Origin of the sequence: Erwinia psidii (assembly GCF_003846135.1) — a bacterium.
Classification (GTDB): Bacteria; Pseudomonadota; Gammaproteobacteria; order Enterobacterales; family Enterobacteriaceae; genus Erwinia; species Erwinia psidii.
Genome location: NZ_RHHM01000003.1, coordinates 1 through 16,339, shown reverse-complemented (window position 1 = coordinate 16,339; position 16,339 = coordinate 1). Strand labels below are relative to the sequence as shown.

The following is a 16,339-nucleotide window of genomic DNA, read 5'->3' as shown; positions in this document are numbered from 1 at the left end:
CCTGTACGCCTCATTTTTGTCCGCGTGTCAGCGGAAAGCGATGCACCCGCTGAGGTGCAGACTTTTTTCTTATGGAGTCACAGATGGCCAGCAGTAATCTGATCAAACAATTGCAGGAGCGGGGCCTTGTAGCCCAGGTTACGGATGAAAACGCGTTAGCAGAACGACTGGCGCAGGGGCCAATCGCACTCTATTGCGGTTTCGATCCGACGGCCGACAGCCTGCATTTGGGACATCTGGTGCCATTGCTGTGCCTCAAACGCTTTCAGGATGCGGGACACCGCCCGGTGGCGTTGGTGGGTGGAGCGACAGGACTGATTGGCGACCCCAGTTTTAAAGCGGCCGAACGCAAGCTCAACACCGCTGAAACCGTCAGCGAGTGGGTGGGGAAAATTCGTCACCAGGTTGCGCCTTTTCTTGACTTTGACTGTGGTGAAAACAGCGCGATAGCCGCGAATAACTACGACTGGTTTGGTTCGATGAATGTGCTGACCTTTTTGCGTGATATCGGCAAACATTTTTCCGTTAATCAGATGATCAACAAAGAGGCTGTCAAACAGCGTCTGAACCGTGAAGACCAGGGGATCTCCTATACCGAATTCTCCTACAACCTGTTGCAGGGCTATGATTTTGCCTGTCTGAATGAGCGCTACGGCGTGGCATTGCAGATTGGGGGTTCCGATCAGTGGGGTAACATCACCTCCGGTATCGATCTGACCCGCCGCCTGCATCAGAACCAGGTGTTTGGCCTGACCGTTCCGCTGATTACCAAATCTGACGGTACCAAATTTGGTAAAACGGAAGGGGGTGCCGTGTGGCTCGACGCGAAGAAAACCAGCCCGTACAAATTTTATCAGTTCTGGATTAACACGGCGGACGCGGACGTTTATCGTTTCCTCAAATTCTTCACCTTTATGAGCATTGATGAGATCGATGCGCTGGAAGAAGAAGATAAAAATAGCGGTAAAGCGCCACGTGCGCAGTATGTGCTGGCGCAAAAGGTGACCCGGCTGGTGCATGGTAATGAAGGTCTGGCGGCCGCAGAGCGCATCACCGCCAGCCTTTTCTCCGGCAGCCTGAACGAGATGACCGAGGCTGATTTCCAGCAGCTCGCGCAGGACGGCATGCCGTTTATTGAAGTGGCGCGGGGGCAGGATTTGCAACAGGCAATGGTGGATGGCGATTTGGCGCCCTCCCGTGGACAGGCGCGCAAGTTGATTGACTCCAAAGCGGTCAGTATCAACGGCGTGGTGCAGTTAAACACCGAATACGGCTTTGAAGCGGCGGATCGCCTCTATGACCGCTACACCCTGCTACGCCGTGGCAAGAAAAATTACTGCCTTATCGTCTGGAAATAACCCACAGCTACCGGCCGGTCTGACCGGCCTCTTTTCTGGCAGAACATCATGAAAAATATTCTTTCCGTGCAGTCGCATACCGTATATGGCCATGCGGGAAACAGCGCATCGGTGTTCCCTATGCAGCGGATGGGGGCTGACGTCTGGCCGCTGAATACGGTGCAGTTTTCCAACCACACGCAGTACGGTCACTGGACCGGGATGGTAATGCCCGCCAGCCATCGGAGTGACATTGCGCAAGGGATTGCGAATATTGACCGCCTGAAAAGTTGCGACGCGGTGTTGAGTGGTTATCTCGGCTCAGCGGAGCAGGGTGAACAGATCCTGGATATTGTCCGCCAGGTCAAGCGGGCGAATCCTGCTGCCTGGTATTTTTGCGATCCAGTGATGGGGCATCCTGAAAAAGGCTGCATCGTTGCACCGGGCGTGGCGGAATTTCACAGCCAATCTGCACTGCCCGCCAGCGACATCATTGCACCAAATCTGCTGGAACTGGAGATCCTCAGTGGTCACAGCGTCAACAGCCTGGATCAGGCAGTTACCACGGCCCGGGAGCTGATTGCCCGTGGACCAGGAATCGTATTGGTGAAGCATCTGTCACGGGCAGGTCAGCGCAGCGATCGCTTTGAAATGCTGTTGGTGACCGTGGATGAGGCCTGGCACATCAGCCGTCCGCTGGTGGATTTTGGTGTGCGCCAGCCGGTCGGCGTTGGCGATCTTACCAGTGGATTATTGCTGGTCGATTTGTTGCACGGTTTGTCAGCAGCTCGCGCGCTGGAGCACGTTACGGCAGCGGTGTATGAAGTCATGCTGAAAACTCACGCAATGGGTGAATATGAACTGCAACTGGTTGCCGCCCAGCAGCAGATTGCGGAACCTTTTCACACATTTGCCGCGGTAAAGCTGTCCTCCGCCTGATCCCAACGCCTCCCCAGATAGCATTTTTTCCCGCCGCCTGACTTTCCCTGAAGTGCAGGCGGCTTTCCGGTTATTGATATATTTAATCCCACACAGGAACTGCGTCTTTAAAAGTGCCACTCAGCAGCATTTATACATTAATCATTGTTAAGGATTCTGCGTGAACGTAAACAGCCATTACCCTTCAGTTTCTGCCTGTTACCACTGCGGGCATGAGCCTGTGGAGGGGGAATCATCAGGCACGTCTTCTGAGTTGGCCTCAGTTTCTGAGGTCGCCAGAAACAGCAACGGCTGGGGAATGCATGAAAGGCTAAATGATTTATCCAGAAGGATTGAGCGCCGGACAACGTTAACCACAACGGGTTATCAGTTTGCTATGACAAGAATAAATAATCCGCAAAGACTTGACGCTGACGCGGGTATAACAATGCGCCGTGCCCTGCAATATACGCAGAGTGCAAAAAAACACTTTCCGCAAAACACATTAGCAAGCCTGGCGTTCCTTCAGCATGACAGCATTTACCGGACATCGGATGGTAAGCTTAAAGGCTGCATCGAAATGAATGTGCAGGAACTCAGTGAGTCGCTTGAAAAATGTCGTCAGACGGGATTTGCGAATTGTGACATGCAGGCCCTTGAGATGGGGTTGCATATAAAACACTGTCTTGGCATTAACGACTTCACGATTTACAGCAATAAGGCGCTGAGTCACAACTATGTGGTGATAAAACCGGGGGAACTCTACCATCGGGGCGCGATAGTGGATTCATGGAGCGGACATGGTGTGTTCGAATTAACACTGAAAAATAAGCTGATTTTTTTGCATAAAGAAAAGAATCTGTCAGTTAATCACAACATGCATGAATGGATCGACAGACATGGTAAGAATTATGTTATCGACTGAGCGGCGGGAAATCCACGATGCAGCAAACTTCGTCGGCGGCGTGCGATTCAGGCAGGATCTGCAACAGAGTCCACCACCTGTTGCCAGCCACAAAGCGTTGAAATCCGCCCCGTGGCTGCTTTTTCCTCGTTACACCCCTTCCGCCTTCAACGCCTCTGCCACCGCAGGCCGTGCGGCAACATGATTAAACCACACCTCAAGTTTTTTCATGGCTGACAAATCCAGTTCCAGCGCTTTTGCCCAGCGCATTACAGTGAAAAGATAAGCGTCTGCCACGGTGAAATGCATGCCCGTCAGCCATTGTTTATCCTGCATCTGTTGTTCCACCCAGCCAAATTTCTGCTCCAGCTGGCCGCGTAGCATCGCCCTGAATTCATCGGGGGTGCCGGGGCGAAACAGGGGCGTGAAGGTTTTGTGTAACTCAGTGGCAATAAAACTTAGCCATTCCAGCGTCTGGTAGCGTGTGGGACTGCCCACGGGTGCCAGCAACTGACGGTCTGGCTTACAATCTGCCAGATACTGCACTATTGCCACACCTTCCGTCAGAATACGCCCGTCATCAAACTGCAATGTTGGCACCTGACCTTTCGGGTTTATCAGCAGAAAATTCTCATTCTGCTCGGTCATTTTGCTTTGCAAATCCACTTTAATCAGCGTGAAATCAACGCCTGTTTCCCGCAGAACAATATGCGGGGAAAGCGAACAGGCTCCCGGTTTAAAGTAAAGTTTCATCAGGTTCTCCTTCAACAGAGTGGCATATGTCCGGTGAAGCTTAGTGCCGCCAGGTGAAAAAGTCAGCTACCGGTTGTGCGATTGATCTTTCACGCAATCACGTTTTGGTGGGCAGGGCAGCACCTTTGCCACCCTGTAAGCATGGCATTCAGACTTTCAGCTCCGGGCCGGTTCATCCAGGGTCATGCGATTCAGTTTCGCTGCCGTTAGCAGCATAATCAGCGCAATGACCGCAGTGACCACACCAATGTGCAGGAAAACCTCACTGTAAATATGTAACGACTGTAACGGATCGGTAATATTTTCCGGGACGGCCATCAGATTGGCGATCTGTCCGGCAATCACCGCGGCACCGGCGGTGGTCAGGAACCACGCGCCCATAATGAAACCCATCAGACGCTGAGGCACCAGCTGTGCCACCATTGCCAGCCCAAGCCCGGAGATCATCAACTCACCGACGCTTTGCAGCGCATAGCTGAGGATTAACCAGTCAATGGAAACAATCCCTGACTGGCTGGCAAATCTGGCCCCCAGTGGCAGCACCAGAAAGGCGGCAGAGCAGAGCACCATCCCAAGGGAAAACTTATGTGGCATCGGCAGTCGGTCGCCCATTTTGTTATAGAGCGCGGCAAGGAGTGGACTGAAAACCATAATCCAGAACGGATTAAACGCCTGAAACTGTTCAGGTTCAAAAACAATACCGAAAAGAGAATGCGCAACATTGCGGATGGCGAAAAAGTTGAGTGAGGTGGGCATCTGCATATAAAGCACAAAAAACACCACGGCTTCCAGCATCAGCAGAAGGGCAACAATCATCTTACGGCGGGCAGCGCCGTGTAATCTGAAGGTTTCTTTGAAAAAAATCACCACGATGCCGGCCACAATCATTGCCAGCACCAGCCTGGCAATATGTTGATTATGCAGCAACCAGGTGGCGAGAATAATCATCATCACCACGCCGGCCAGGGTTGCCAGCAGTTTACCCCTATGTAACGGTGCAAAATCAGGACCGGAACCGTAATTTTTCACCCATTTTCGGCACAGCATAAAGTTGATTAACGTAATCACCATGCCGAGCACGGACAGTGAGAACGCCACGCTCCAGCCATAATGTGCCGCCAGCCAGGGCGTTGCCAGCATCGAAAAGAACGAACCGATATTAATCGCCATATAGTACATGGTAAATGCACCATCGAGACGCGGATCGTCTTTTTCATAGCAGGTGGAGAGCAGTGCCGAGGGATTTGCTTTAAACAGACCATTGCCCACTGCAATCGTCGCCATACCGATATAAACCACGGCAACGTCATGACCTGAGAATGCCACCAGTGCGTAGCCGAGGGCCAGCACCAGCGTACCCAGCACGATCACCCGTCGGGTGCCCAGCACTTTATCACCCAGCCAGCCACCTACGGCCACCAGACCATAAACCAGTGCACTGAAAGAGGAAAACAGCGTAATGGATTCAGCCTCTGACATGCCCAGCATCTTGACGAGGTAGACCGCCATAATGCCCTGAAGACCGTAGTAGCCGAACCTTTCCCACAGTTCGATTGAAAAAATAAGATAGAACGACTTCGGTTGTTTGAAAGCATTGAGGCTAACGGCCTCGGTTTGTTTGTTTGCAGTAGACACTGATACCTCTGCGGTTGACCTGTTTTTTTTACAGGGAAATTAAGATTGCGCCCTACAGGAAGGGGCTTTGCCATGTTTTCCTGATATAAAAAAGGCGTCTAATTTCTCCGATCAAACCCGTTGAGGCAAGTGTTTTTTTTATTTGTGATCGGCAGAAAAAAAAGCATTAATTATTTGCCTTTCCAATAATTAACAAGAATTAAATCTTATAGAATCGCTTAATTGCAGACAAAAAGTGCCAGAAGACAAAAAAATCAAGGTAAAGCAAAATTCGTTACTTTGATGGCAAATAATGCTGATTTAAAAAAAACAGCAGGATAAAAAGGGTATAAAAACTGACAATTTGGTAATTAAGTCTAAGATCATCGCATGAGATAGTGGCATGGCAACGGATGTAAAATTACCAGCCGAACATTATCACTAATAAAACCAACATATTACGCTACAAAAATTAACCTTTACCGCTGTTTTTGTTTATTATTGATTGAACGTTCAATATAAAAAGACTATGCTTTTGTTACCCAATAGTTAAAAACGATAGTGTGATGCCTAAAGTTGGAATGAAAGCTATCCGCCAGACGCAGTTGATCAACGCCACTCTGTCCGTGATTGACCGGGTAGGACTGGCAGATGCCAGCCTGGTGCTTATCGCTAAAGAAGCTGGCGTGTCCACCGGGATCGTCAGCCATTATTTCGGTGACAAAAACGGCCTGCTGGATGCCTGCATGAGACAGATCCTGTCCGATTTGTACCATGCGGTATTGCGCTGCCGTCAGGAGACATCAGACCAGCCTGCGGCTCGCCTTCGGGCGATTATAGATGGCAACTTTGACGCTTCGCAGATTGCCAGGCCGGTACTCAGAACCTGGCTGGCGTTCTGGAACAGCAGCTTGCATCAACCGGCGCTACAACGATTGCAGCGCATTAACGACAGGCGTCTGTTCTCCAATCTGGTGGTGCAGTTTGCCCGGGAATTACCCCGTCAGCAGGCTCGGGAGGCTGGTGCAGCAATGGCCGCTTTGATCGATGGCTTGTGGTTGCGTATGACGCTGGCACCCCAGGCGATGGAACAAGGGCTGGAGGCAGCCCGCAGGCTTTGTTATCAACATCTCGCGCTGTGGCTTTCCGCCGCAACGCCTGAAACCTGAGGAGAAAACATGGCAGCTATACAACGCCGTGGACTTTATATCAATGGTCGGGAAGAAGCCGGTCATGGTGAAACATTCACTTCCATTAACCCTGCCAATGGCAAGGTGCTGGCCGAAATTACCGCCGCCAGCCAGCAGGATATCGACCGTGCAGTCGCCTCCGCGCTGGACGGACAACGCATCTGGCAACGTTATACGCCGGTTGAGCGTAGCCGCGTGCTGATGAAAGCGGTGGCCATCCTGCGTGAACGTAATCAGGCGCTGGCGGAACTTGAAACCGCCGACACCGGAAAACCTGTCAGTGAAACCTCGACGGTGGACATTGTGACCGGCGCTGACGTGCTGGAATATTATGCCGGACTGGCGGTTGCGGTGCAGGGCGATACGGTGCCACTGCGCGACAGTGCGCTGGTCTATACCCGTCGTGAGCCGTTGGGCGTGTGCGCCGGTATTGGCGCATGGAACTATCCCATCCAGATCGCCTTATGGAAAAGCGCACCGGCGCTGGCGACGGGCAATGCGATGATTTTCAAGCCCAGTGAAGTGACGCCGCTCAGCGCGCTGGAACTGGCAAAAATCTTTACCGAAGCGGGCCTGCCGGATGGCGTGTTCAATGTGGTGCAGGGTGCTGGGAGCGTAGGCCAGGGATTGAGTCAACATCCGGCCATCGCCAAAGTTTCTTTTACCGGTGAAGTGAACACTGGCAAGCGTGTGATGGCCGATGCCGCGCTGGCTAATCTTAAATCCGTCACCATGGAACTGGGTGGTAAATCACCCCTGATCGTCTTTGAGGATGCCGATCTTGAGCGCGCGGTGGATGGTGCCATGATGGCAAACTTCTACAGCAGTGGTCAGGTCTGTACCAATGGTACCCGTGTCTTTGTCCATCGCTCGCTGTTGGGGGCGTTTGAACAGCGTTTGCAGGAAAAAATGGCCGGGATTAACTGCGGCGATCCGCGCGATCCCGCGGTCAATTTCGGACCGCTGGTCAGTGAGGAACAGTGTCAGAAAGTGGTTTCATACCTGAACATCGGTAAAGAGGAAGGCGCACGTCTGCTGACTGGCGGTGCACGCATCAGCGATGGCCCGCTGGCAAAAGGTTGCTACGTCGCTCCGACAGTGTTTATGGACTGCACGGATGATATGCGCATCGTCAAAGAAGAAATTTTCGGCCCGGTAATGAGCGTGCTGGTCTTCGACGATGAGCAGGAGGTGATTGAACGTGCCAACAACACTGAATATGGCCTGGCTGCCGGGGTGTTCACTACCTCGCTGAATCGGGCACACCGGGTTATCCATCAGCTTGAAGCCGGTATCTGCTGGGTAAACAGCTGGGGAGAATCGCCCGCCGCAATGCCGGTTGGTGGCTACAAACAGTCTGGTCTCGGTCGGGAAAATGGTACTGAGACCCTGCATCACTACACCCGTACCAAATCGATTTTGATCGAAATGGGCGACTATCCATCAGTATTCTGATTTCTGGTTGCGGATACCCCACATTTATTCAATCTGTTGCCGCGAGGTCTCTCGCGGCATGACGGAGGCGTAATGCAAAAATTTGACTACATCATTATCGGAGCCGGTTCTGCAGGCAATGTGCTGGCTACGCGACTGACTGAGGATGCTGACGTATCGGTACTGTTACTGGAAGCGGGCGGCAAAGATCACCGTCTGGACTTCCGTACCCAGATGCCAGCCGCTTTGGCTTATCCCTTACAGGGCAAACGTTACAACTGGGCTTTTGAAACCGATCCCGAGCCAAAAATGAACAATCGCCGCATGGAGTGCGGGCGTGGCAAAGGCCTGGGCGGTTCTTCACTGATTAACGGCATGTGCTACATCCGTGGCAATGCGATGGATTACGACAGCTGGGCAAAAAAAGAGGGCCTGGAGAACTGGTCTTATCTTAACTGCCTGCCTTATTTCTGTAAGGCAGAAAAGCGCGACACTGGCGGCAACGACTGGCATGGTGATCAAGGCTACCTGAGCGTTACCACGCCCAAAGCAGGTAACAATCCGCTGTTTCGTGCCTTTATCGACGCGGCCAAACAGGCCGGGCACCATGAAACAGACGATTTGAATGGTTACCGTCAGGATGGTTTTGGCCCGATGGACCGTACGGTTACCGCTCAGGGACGCCGGTCGAGCACCGCAAGAGGCTACCTGGACGTGGCGAAGCAGCGTCCAAATCTGACGATTATCACCCACGCGCAAACCGACCGGATTCTGTTCAGTGGCAAAACCGCCACCGGCGTATGCTGGTTACGTAATGGCAAAGAACAGCAGGCGGAAGCCTCCCGGGAAGTGCTGCTCTGTGCCGGTGCGATCGCCTCGCCGCAAATCCTGCAGCGTTCAGGTGTGGGGCCGGAAGAGTGGCTGCGGGAGTTGGACATCAACGTGGTACATCCCCTGCCGGGCGTGGGACGTAATCTTCAGGATCATCTCGAAGTCTACATGCAGTTCCGCTGCAAAAAGCCGGTTAGCCTCTATCCTTCGCTGCACTGGTGGAATCAGCCGGCCATCGGGGCGGAATGGCTGTTTAAAGGTACGGGCATCGGGGCAAGCAACCAGTTTGAAGCGGGGGGATTTATCCGCAGCGATGACCAGCCGGACTGGCCGGATCTGCAATATCATTTTCTGCCGGTTGCCATTAACTATAATGGCAGCAGTCCGGTAAAAGAGCATGGCTTCCAGGCACACGTCGGGCCGATGCGTTCACGCAGCCGCGGACGGGTAAAGCTCACCTCGAAGCACCCCTATGCCGCACCGTCAATCTTCTTCAACTATATGTCAAAGGAGCGAGACTGGGAGGAGTTCCGCAGTGCAGTACGGCTGACGCGGGACATCATGAAGCAGCCCGCGCTGGCAGAATATTGCGGAGAAGAGATCCAGCCAGGTGCGTCGGTGCAGAGCGATGAACAGATCGATGCCTTTATTCGCGAACATGCGGAGACGGCCTATCACCCCTGTGGCAGCTGTGCGATGGGGTATGATGATATGGCGGTTGTGGATGCAGAAGGACGTGTCCACGGTATGGAGCGGCTGCGAGTGGTGGATGCTTCAATTATGCCGCAGATTGTCACGGGTAACCTGAATGCACCTACGGTAATGATTGCAGAGAAAATGGCGGATTTGATCCGTGGCCTTACCCCGCTGGCCGCTTCAACGGCGGACTACTACCGGCTTGAACGGGAGAACGCGGCCGACACCCTCTGAGTCTTTTTTGTCCGGCAAAGGTTTGCCGGACAGCAATTATCTCCTGCGCTGTGGCGCATCCTGTCGCATGTCAGAATTTGAGGTTAACTGCCTGTGGCAGCGCTGGTGGCTGGTGTCACGACCGACGCAGCGGCGTTGCTGGCAGTGGTTGAGGTACCGGTTGCGGCGGCGGCGTTGCTGGCAGTGGTTGAGGTACCGGTTGCGGCGGCGGCGTTGCTGGCAGTGGTTGAGGTGCCGGTTGCGGCGGCGGCGTTGCTGGCAGTGGTTGAGGTGCCGGTTGCGGCGGTGGCGTTGCTGGCAGTGGCTGAGGTGCCGGTTGCGGCGGTGGCGTTGCTGGCAGTGGCTGAGGTGCCGGTTGCGGCGGTGGCGTTGCTGGCAGCGGTTGAGGTGCCGGAGGTCGTTGCAGTGGAAACCGCCGTTGGGTTAACCGCAGGCGTCGTGGCCTGTGCCTGGCTGCTCTCGGCTGGCGCCGGCTCTGCCGGTTTTTTGGCGGGTTGTGGAACCTGTGTTGGCGCGATTTCAGTAAAAGTCGGCTTATTCTTTAATACCGCATAGTTAACGTGTTTGATCTGACCCGGTACGGCGGCAACGTCAATGGGTTGGATGGTCACGCGACCATAGCCCAACAATGTGGAAACATAGCCACCCACCTTGTGTTTTCCGGGCGCCATATGTAACTCCGCAGTTTCTCCCCGTACCAACGGCTCCGCATCTTTACCATCGACAGTCACCATAATCAACGAACCATCATCGGTGAGGCTGGCCACATGAGAGACGGTCACCAGCGAAGGCCCGGTGGCGTAATCCTGCACTTGCGAGGTGGTGTGTTTGGTACAGCCCGTCAGTGTCAGCGCCGCCGTTATGGCAGCAAGTGTAAAACGAAAAATCATTGTGCCTCATTCTCCTTAACAGTCAGGAAACGCTATTTTAATGTTGTCCGCGTTTAAGTGACAGGGGCAATCATTCAGGTTCTTCCTAAAAACGCAATGAATAACATGACAGTAATTCACCGGGTCAGGCGCATGGAAAAGCGTTCTTCTGCATTTGCGAATCCCTTGGCACATGTGCTTTCAGCGGTAAAAAGCGAGTCGGTCTGACAGGCTGGGAAACGGTATAAATACTTTTTATTGTTCGGTCATCGTTAATGTGTTCTCACGCTGGATATAGTCACCTGCGGAACCAGAATGACTTCCATGACACTTAAGCAGTGTTAAACTTAATCAGCGTGATGGTTTCTTTTTGTGATAATTTCCGGTTTCTGTAAACAGGTTGCTTCTGGAGCATGGAAGGCCTCTTACAATGATATTGTTACGGATTAGCACGCCGGTTTGTTTAACATGTTCACATAAAAATCCCGAATAGTATGGAAGCAAATGATGAAAAAAATTTATCCAAAATCGGCACTTCCGGTAGTCTCCCATCGGTGGAGCAGTATTTCCGCCGTGGCACAAACTGAAACGTCAGGTGTAGCGCATACCCGTACCGGCGCCCCGCAGGAAGGGGAATTAACCGGGAGCCATACAACGCGTGTCATCTCACATACCCAACTGCCCGTTGCGGAGCATGTGCCATACGCGATACATGGTCATGCGCATACAGATGGTGCCGTGTTTGAGCGTTCACATAGTACATTACCTTCGCTCACCCCCGCTCAGCGTACGCTGTTTGCACAACTAGGTGCAGAATTGAGTGAAGATCTCACGGCTGAGGAAGAGGCGGTTTTAAGGGAACTCAAATTTCATAAATCAGCGGTACCAGCGGATACGTGGCTTTTCACCGATCCGAAAAATGAACCTGATAATATTGCGGTGTATGCATTGGGCAAACAGCTTCAGTATGAGGGTTTTCTGTACATTAAGGATGTTGTTACAACCCCTGTCTATGCTCAATGTGTGGAGATAGCAAAGGGGGGATTTGACTCCCCTGAAGTACCGGATATGCAGATGCTGGCAGGACATGAGTTCAGTATGAACCGGGAGCAGGCAAAAGATCATACTGAATTCATCGCTGAACAACATGCTTTACGTCCCGGATCTGACGGCATTCAGCGTGACGGTTTGCAGGAGATGCAGAGAAGGCTGGAGCATGCCCCTAATGGCCTTAATATGGTCGTCATTGCAGGGATGAGCGGTGTCAATGAGCTGATTACTGCCAACCCGGATCTGATGCGTCAACGGGTGGAAAGCATCACCGTTGTTTGTGAGGGCGAACCGGTCAAAGATAAGGAGGGAGTGGTACAGCCTGATGCACGATCTTATGACAACAAGGACGATCTGGATACGGCAAGAAGTTTTTACCGGCGTGTGCAGAAGCAGGGGATCCCCCTGCGTATTGTCACCAGGGCAGCGGCCTGGCGCACGGCGGTATCATCGGCATTTTATGAAGGTGTTGCCAAAAGTGACAACCCTACGAATTATTGCCAGCACGGGTTACGCAAAAGTGCATTAAAAGCGCTGTGGGAGGGAATACAGGCGGGACTACTTCCTGAACTGAATGGTGCGTGGTTTGCCAGGACGTTCATGCCTGGTGCAAAGACCGCTCCAGAAAGCGAAGAAAATAAAGCGCTCTCTTTTGATAAAATCTGGCCAGAGGTCACCAGACTTAACCTTTATGATCCGCTGGCTTTACTCGCTTCGTTACCTGCGGCGGCGCGAATTTTGTTTGAACCAACGGCAATACATACCGAAGGGGCAGGCGTGGTTGAACTGATTGGCCAGGACGATGTGAAAAATCCTGAAAAGGCCAGATTGTTGATGTCTGCACTGGCGAAATCTGCTCTCGCAACTTCTGTAAAATAAACTGTGTTTCACCAGGGAAAGCCCATTTGGGCGGGATTGCCGCAACTGTAGCGGCAGGCTGCTTTATGATATTAAAAAGTAATAACATTTTTGGGGTTGATGATAATACTCAAGGGCAAAGCCCACGGATATTGCCGCAAAATGCGGTATTCCGGCTGTGCATTCAGCTATCAACGGTGGGGGCTCGCATAAACATTGCGATGAGGGTTCACTCTGCCTTGTCGCGGTATTCACATAAGTCTTCAATCAGGCAGGAGCCGCAGCGCGGCTTACGGGCGATGCAGGTGTAGCGTCCATGCAGGATTAACCAGTGGTGGCAGTCAACTTTAAACGCCTTTGGCACCACCTTAAGCAGTTTTTCTTCTACCTGTTCAACGTTTTTACCGGGGGCAAATCCGGTACGGTTGCTGACACGAAAAATATGCGTATCGACGGCGATGGTTGGCCAGCCAAAGGCGGTATTCAGCACCACATTTGCCGTTTTGCGTCCAACGCCGGGAAGGGCCTCCAGCGCTTCACGGCTTTCCGGGACCTCGCCCTGATGTTGCTCCAGCAGGATACGGCAGGTCTTGATGACGTTCTCTGCCTTACTGTTAAACAGCCCAATGGTCTTGATGTACTCCTTCACTCCGTCCACACCCAGCGCCAACATTGCCGCTGGCGTATTGGCCACCGGATAGAGCTTTGCCGTGGCTTTGTTGACGCTGACGTCGGTTGCCTGGGCGGAGAGCAGCACGGCAATTAGCAGTTCAAATGGCGTGGTGAAATGCAGTTCCGTGGTGGGATGAGGATTGTTATTCCTCAGGCGGATCAGAATTTGCTCGCGTTTGTCCTTATTCACAGCGCACCTGCTTTCCCGTCCAGTTGCTGTTGCGCCGCCTGATCAGCCTTGCGGGCGGCACGGGCTTTCATTTTGTTATCAATCAGATATTTTGCTGCGAGTAGCATCCCAAGACCAATAAACGCCCCCGGCGGCAACATGGCCAGCAGCATCGGCGAGTCGAAATGCACCACCTGGATGCGTAGTATTTTTGCCCACGGTCCCAGCAGCTGATCGGCTCCATTAAATACCGTGCCGTTACCGATGATTTCACGAAGCGACCCCAGTACTACCATCACGCTGGTGGCTCCCAGTCCAATCGCCATACCGTCCAGCGCAGACAGCGGTATGCTGCTGCGTGAAGCGACCGCTTCGGCGCGGCCTACCACGATACAGTTGGTGACGATCAGTGGGATAAAAATGCCCAGCGACTGATACAGGCCATGTGCGTAAGCGTTGATCAGCATCTCCACGCAGCTGACCACCGCGGCGATAATCATCACGTAAATCGGAATACGAATATCGGCGGGCACCCAGCGACGTGAAGCGGAAATCGCGCTGTTGGTGCAGGTCAACACCATGGTGGTGGCAAGGCCCAGTCCCAGCGCGTTGGTGGCGGTCGAGGTGACCGCAAGCAGCGGACAAAGGCCCAGCAGCTGTACCAGTGCTGAGTTATTTTTCCACAATCCGCCGATCAGTAGCGTTTTGGCTTCACTCATTTTTTTCTCCACAGGCAGGCAGCGAGTCAAGTCGCTGCGGCAGGGTTTCGACGAACAGGGTGGTGCGCTTTGCCGCATTTACCACCGCCCTTGGGGTGATGGTGGCACCGGTAAACTGATCAAAACTGCCACCGTCTTTCTTCACCGCGAATTGCGTGTCGTTTTTACCTTTAATCTGAACACCATTAAACGAATTGATCCACTCTGAAATACGCAGTTCAATTTTATCTCCCAGGCCCGGCGTCTCGTGGTGTTCAACCACGCGAACACCCAGCACCTTACCGCTAAAATCTGCGCCGACGATCATCTGTATTGCGCCAGAATAACCGTCCGGTGCAGTAGTCTCAATGGCTACCGCTACCGGCTGGTCATTTTTGCGTGCCAGATAGAGGCGATGCGGACTGGCATTGCCGAGTGCCGGATCGGTGACGCTGTAACATTCCTTCTGAATGGCGTTATTGTAGCGTTCCGGTGGCACCACCTGATCCAGCAGCACTTTTTGCTGTAGCGCGGTCTGGTGCGCAATGGTGGGTTTAGTCACCGCATTGATTACGGCGGTCAGACCGGTGGTGACGGCGGCAAAAATTGCCAGCGTTACGCCGTTTTTACGAATCGCATCCAGCATCACTTCTCCTTATGGTGGCCGTAAACGCGCGGCTGCGTGTAGTAATCAATGAGCGGCACGGTAATGTTGGCCAGCAGTACGGCGAAGGCGACACCATCAGGATAGCCGCCGTAGCTGCGGATCAACCAAACCAGCAGCCCAATCAGTACGCCATAAACCAGTCGGCCCTTATTGGTGGTTGAAGCCGTGACCGGGTCGGTGGCGATAAAAAATGCGCCGAGCATGGTGGCACCGGAGAACAGATGCAGCAGCGGTGACAGCAGCGAACCGGGCGAAATCAACCAGCCAAGCGCAGAGAAAAGCGCCAGCGACAACAGGAAGCTGACCGGAATGTGCCAGCGAATGGTGCGGGTAAACAGCAGAAACAGCCCGCCTGCCAGATAGCCAAGATTGATCCACTGCCAGCCGGCACCGGCTATCGCCCCGGAATAGATGGGCTGGGCAAGAAGCTGTCCGGCACTGTGACCGGCACGTAAACCGGTTTTAAAGGTATCCAGCGGCGTGGCCTGGCTGATGCCGTCAACGCCCATTTGCAGCTGTTGCATGGTCTGCCCTGCAAAAGTGCGGCCGTGAAAAATCACGCTGAGTGAATCAGTAAAACCGGGTGTGATGGTTTGCAGTGCCTCCGGTGGCAGCCAGCTGGTCATTTGCACCGGGAAAGAGATCAGCAACACCACGTAACCTACCATCGCCGGGTTAAATGGGTTCTGGCCCAGTCCACCATAAAGATGCTTGGCGATCACCACCGCAAAAAGCGTACCGATAACAATCAGCCACCAGGGTGCCAGTGGCGGAATGCTGACGCCGAGCAGCAGAGCGGTAAGCAGGGCTGAATTATCCCCCAGCGTTTTTGCCAGCGGCAGCTTGCGCAATTTCAGGATCAACGCTTCAGCGCCGATGCCGACGGCGGCGGCGATCATCACCTGAATCAGGTTGCCCCAGCCGAAAAAATACCACTGGGCGGCCATACCGGGGATGGCCGCGAGCAGCACCAGCAACATGATGGTACTGGTGCTGCGATGATTGTGGGTATAGGGCGAACTCGCGATACGAAAAGCCATTTAATCCTCTTGTGTGGGGTGCTGCGCGTTACGCGCTTTAACACGGGCGATGGCGGCTGCCACCGCGGCCTTGCGCGGGTCGTCGGTGGCCGGTTTGGTCGCGTCGGTATCCGTTTTCGCCGGTGCGTCAGGGGTGGCCTGAGCGGTTTTTTTTGCCCGTGCGCGTTCGATGGCGGCTGCCACCGCGGCCTTGCGCGGATCGTCGGTGGCCGGTGTGGTCGCGTTGGTATCCGTTTTCGCCGGTGCGTCAGGGGTGGCCTGAGCGGCTTTTTTTGCCCGTGCGCGTTCGATGGCGGCTGCCACCGCGGCCTTGCGCGGGTCGTCGGTGGCCGGTGTGGTCGCGTTGGTATCCGTTTTCGCCGGTGCGTCAGGGGTGGCCTGAGCGGCTTTTTTTGCCCGTGCGCG

The 16,339-nt window shown here is 53.6% G+C and carries 14 protein-coding genes and 1 pseudogene; 7 read left to right on the top strand and 8 right to left on the bottom strand.

The window, feature by feature from the left end; translation table 11 throughout:
* Positions 1-83 precede the first annotated feature (83 nt).
* The 3 genes from tyrS (at position 84) to EB241_RS04620 (ending at position 3,180) form a co-directional block, all read left to right on the top strand.
* Positions 84-1,358: a tyrosine--tRNA ligase gene (tyrS, locus tag EB241_RS04630; RefSeq protein WP_124232055.1), complete on the top strand. Its 1,275-nt coding sequence runs from the start codon at positions 84-86 to the stop codon at positions 1,356-1,358.
* A gap of 48 nt (positions 1,359-1,406) precedes the next feature.
* On the top strand, positions 1,407-2,276 hold the full coding sequence (gene pdxY, locus EB241_RS04625; RefSeq protein ID WP_124232054.1) for a pyridoxal kinase PdxY: 870 nt from the start codon (positions 1,407-1,409) through the stop codon (positions 2,274-2,276).
* 160 nt (positions 2,277-2,436) lie between these two features.
* Positions 2,437-3,180 (top strand): hypothetical protein, encoded by a 744-nt coding sequence (locus EB241_RS04620; protein ID WP_199737306.1) that lies wholly within the window; start codon positions 2,437-2,439, stop codon positions 3,178-3,180.
* 129 nt (positions 3,181-3,309) lie between these two features.
* Here the strand turns inward: EB241_RS04620 and gstA are convergent, their stop codons facing one another.
* Complete coding sequence (gene gstA, locus EB241_RS04610) at positions 3,310-3,912, bottom strand: glutathione transferase GstA (RefSeq protein WP_199737305.1); 603 nt, start codon at positions 3,910-3,912, stop codon at positions 3,310-3,312.
* A gap of 156 nt (positions 3,913-4,068) precedes the next feature.
* Entirely contained in the window at positions 4,069-5,547 is a 1,479-nt protein-coding gene (gene dtpA / locus EB241_RS04605; RefSeq protein ID WP_124232052.1) for a dipeptide/tripeptide permease DtpA, read from the bottom strand.
* A gap of 545 nt (positions 5,548-6,092) precedes the next feature.
* Between dtpA and betI the strand changes: the two genes are divergently transcribed.
* From betI to betA, 3 genes are all read left to right on the top strand, one after another.
* Positions 6,093-6,695, top strand: a complete 603-nt coding sequence (gene betI, locus EB241_RS04600; protein WP_124232051.1) for a transcriptional regulator BetI — start codon at positions 6,093-6,095, stop codon at positions 6,693-6,695.
* A gap of 9 nt (positions 6,696-6,704) precedes the next feature.
* Positions 6,705-8,171 (top strand): betaine-aldehyde dehydrogenase, encoded by a 1,467-nt coding sequence (betB, locus tag EB241_RS04595; RefSeq protein ID WP_124232050.1) that lies wholly within the window; start codon positions 6,705-6,707, stop codon positions 8,169-8,171.
* Between the two features lie 72 nt (positions 8,172-8,243).
* The gene (gene betA, locus EB241_RS04590) at positions 8,244-9,911 is read left to right on the top strand and encodes a choline dehydrogenase (protein WP_124232049.1); all 1,668 of its coding nucleotides are present in this window, start codon (positions 8,244-8,246) and stop codon (positions 9,909-9,911) included.
* 83 nt (positions 9,912-9,994) lie between these two features.
* Here the strand turns inward: betA and EB241_RS21050 are convergent, their stop codons facing one another.
* Positions 9,995-10,801, bottom strand: coding sequence for a hypothetical protein (locus EB241_RS21050; RefSeq protein WP_199737304.1), 807 nt, complete (start codon positions 10,799-10,801; stop codon positions 9,995-9,997).
* A 483-nt stretch (positions 10,802-11,284) separates the two neighbouring features.
* Here EB241_RS21050 and xopQ point away from each other — a divergent pair, with 483 nt between their 5' ends.
* Positions 11,285-12,709, top strand: coding sequence for a type III secretion system effector XopQ (gene xopQ / locus EB241_RS04575; protein ID WP_233592537.1), 1,425 nt, complete (start codon positions 11,285-11,287; stop codon positions 12,707-12,709).
* A 208-nt stretch (positions 12,710-12,917) separates the two neighbouring features.
* Here xopQ and nth read toward each other — a convergent pair whose 3' ends face one another.
* The 5 genes and pseudogenes from nth to EB241_RS20805 form a co-directional block, all read right to left on the bottom strand.
* The gene (gene nth / locus EB241_RS04570; RefSeq protein WP_124232048.1) at positions 12,918-13,550 is read right to left on the bottom strand and encodes an endonuclease III; all 633 of its coding nucleotides are present in this window, start codon (positions 13,548-13,550) and stop codon (positions 12,918-12,920) included.
* Positions 13,547-14,248 (bottom strand): electron transport complex subunit E, encoded by a 702-nt coding sequence (locus EB241_RS04565; RefSeq protein WP_124232047.1) that lies wholly within the window; start codon positions 14,246-14,248, stop codon positions 13,547-13,549. Before EB241_RS04565 ends, nth begins: the two co-directional genes overlap by 4 nt.
* Entirely contained in the window at positions 14,241-14,873 is a 633-nt protein-coding gene (gene rsxG, locus EB241_RS04560) for an electron transport complex subunit RsxG (protein WP_124232046.1), read from the bottom strand. The genes EB241_RS04565 and rsxG overlap by 8 nt, the downstream gene beginning before the upstream one ends.
* Positions 14,873-15,934, bottom strand: coding sequence for an electron transport complex subunit RsxD (rsxD, locus tag EB241_RS04555; protein ID WP_124232045.1), 1,062 nt, complete (start codon positions 15,932-15,934; stop codon positions 14,873-14,875). The genes rsxG and rsxD overlap by 1 nt, the downstream gene beginning before the upstream one ends.
* Positions 15,935-16,339: pseudogene (locus EB241_RS20805) on the bottom strand (electron transport complex subunit RsxC); the annotation flags it as partial.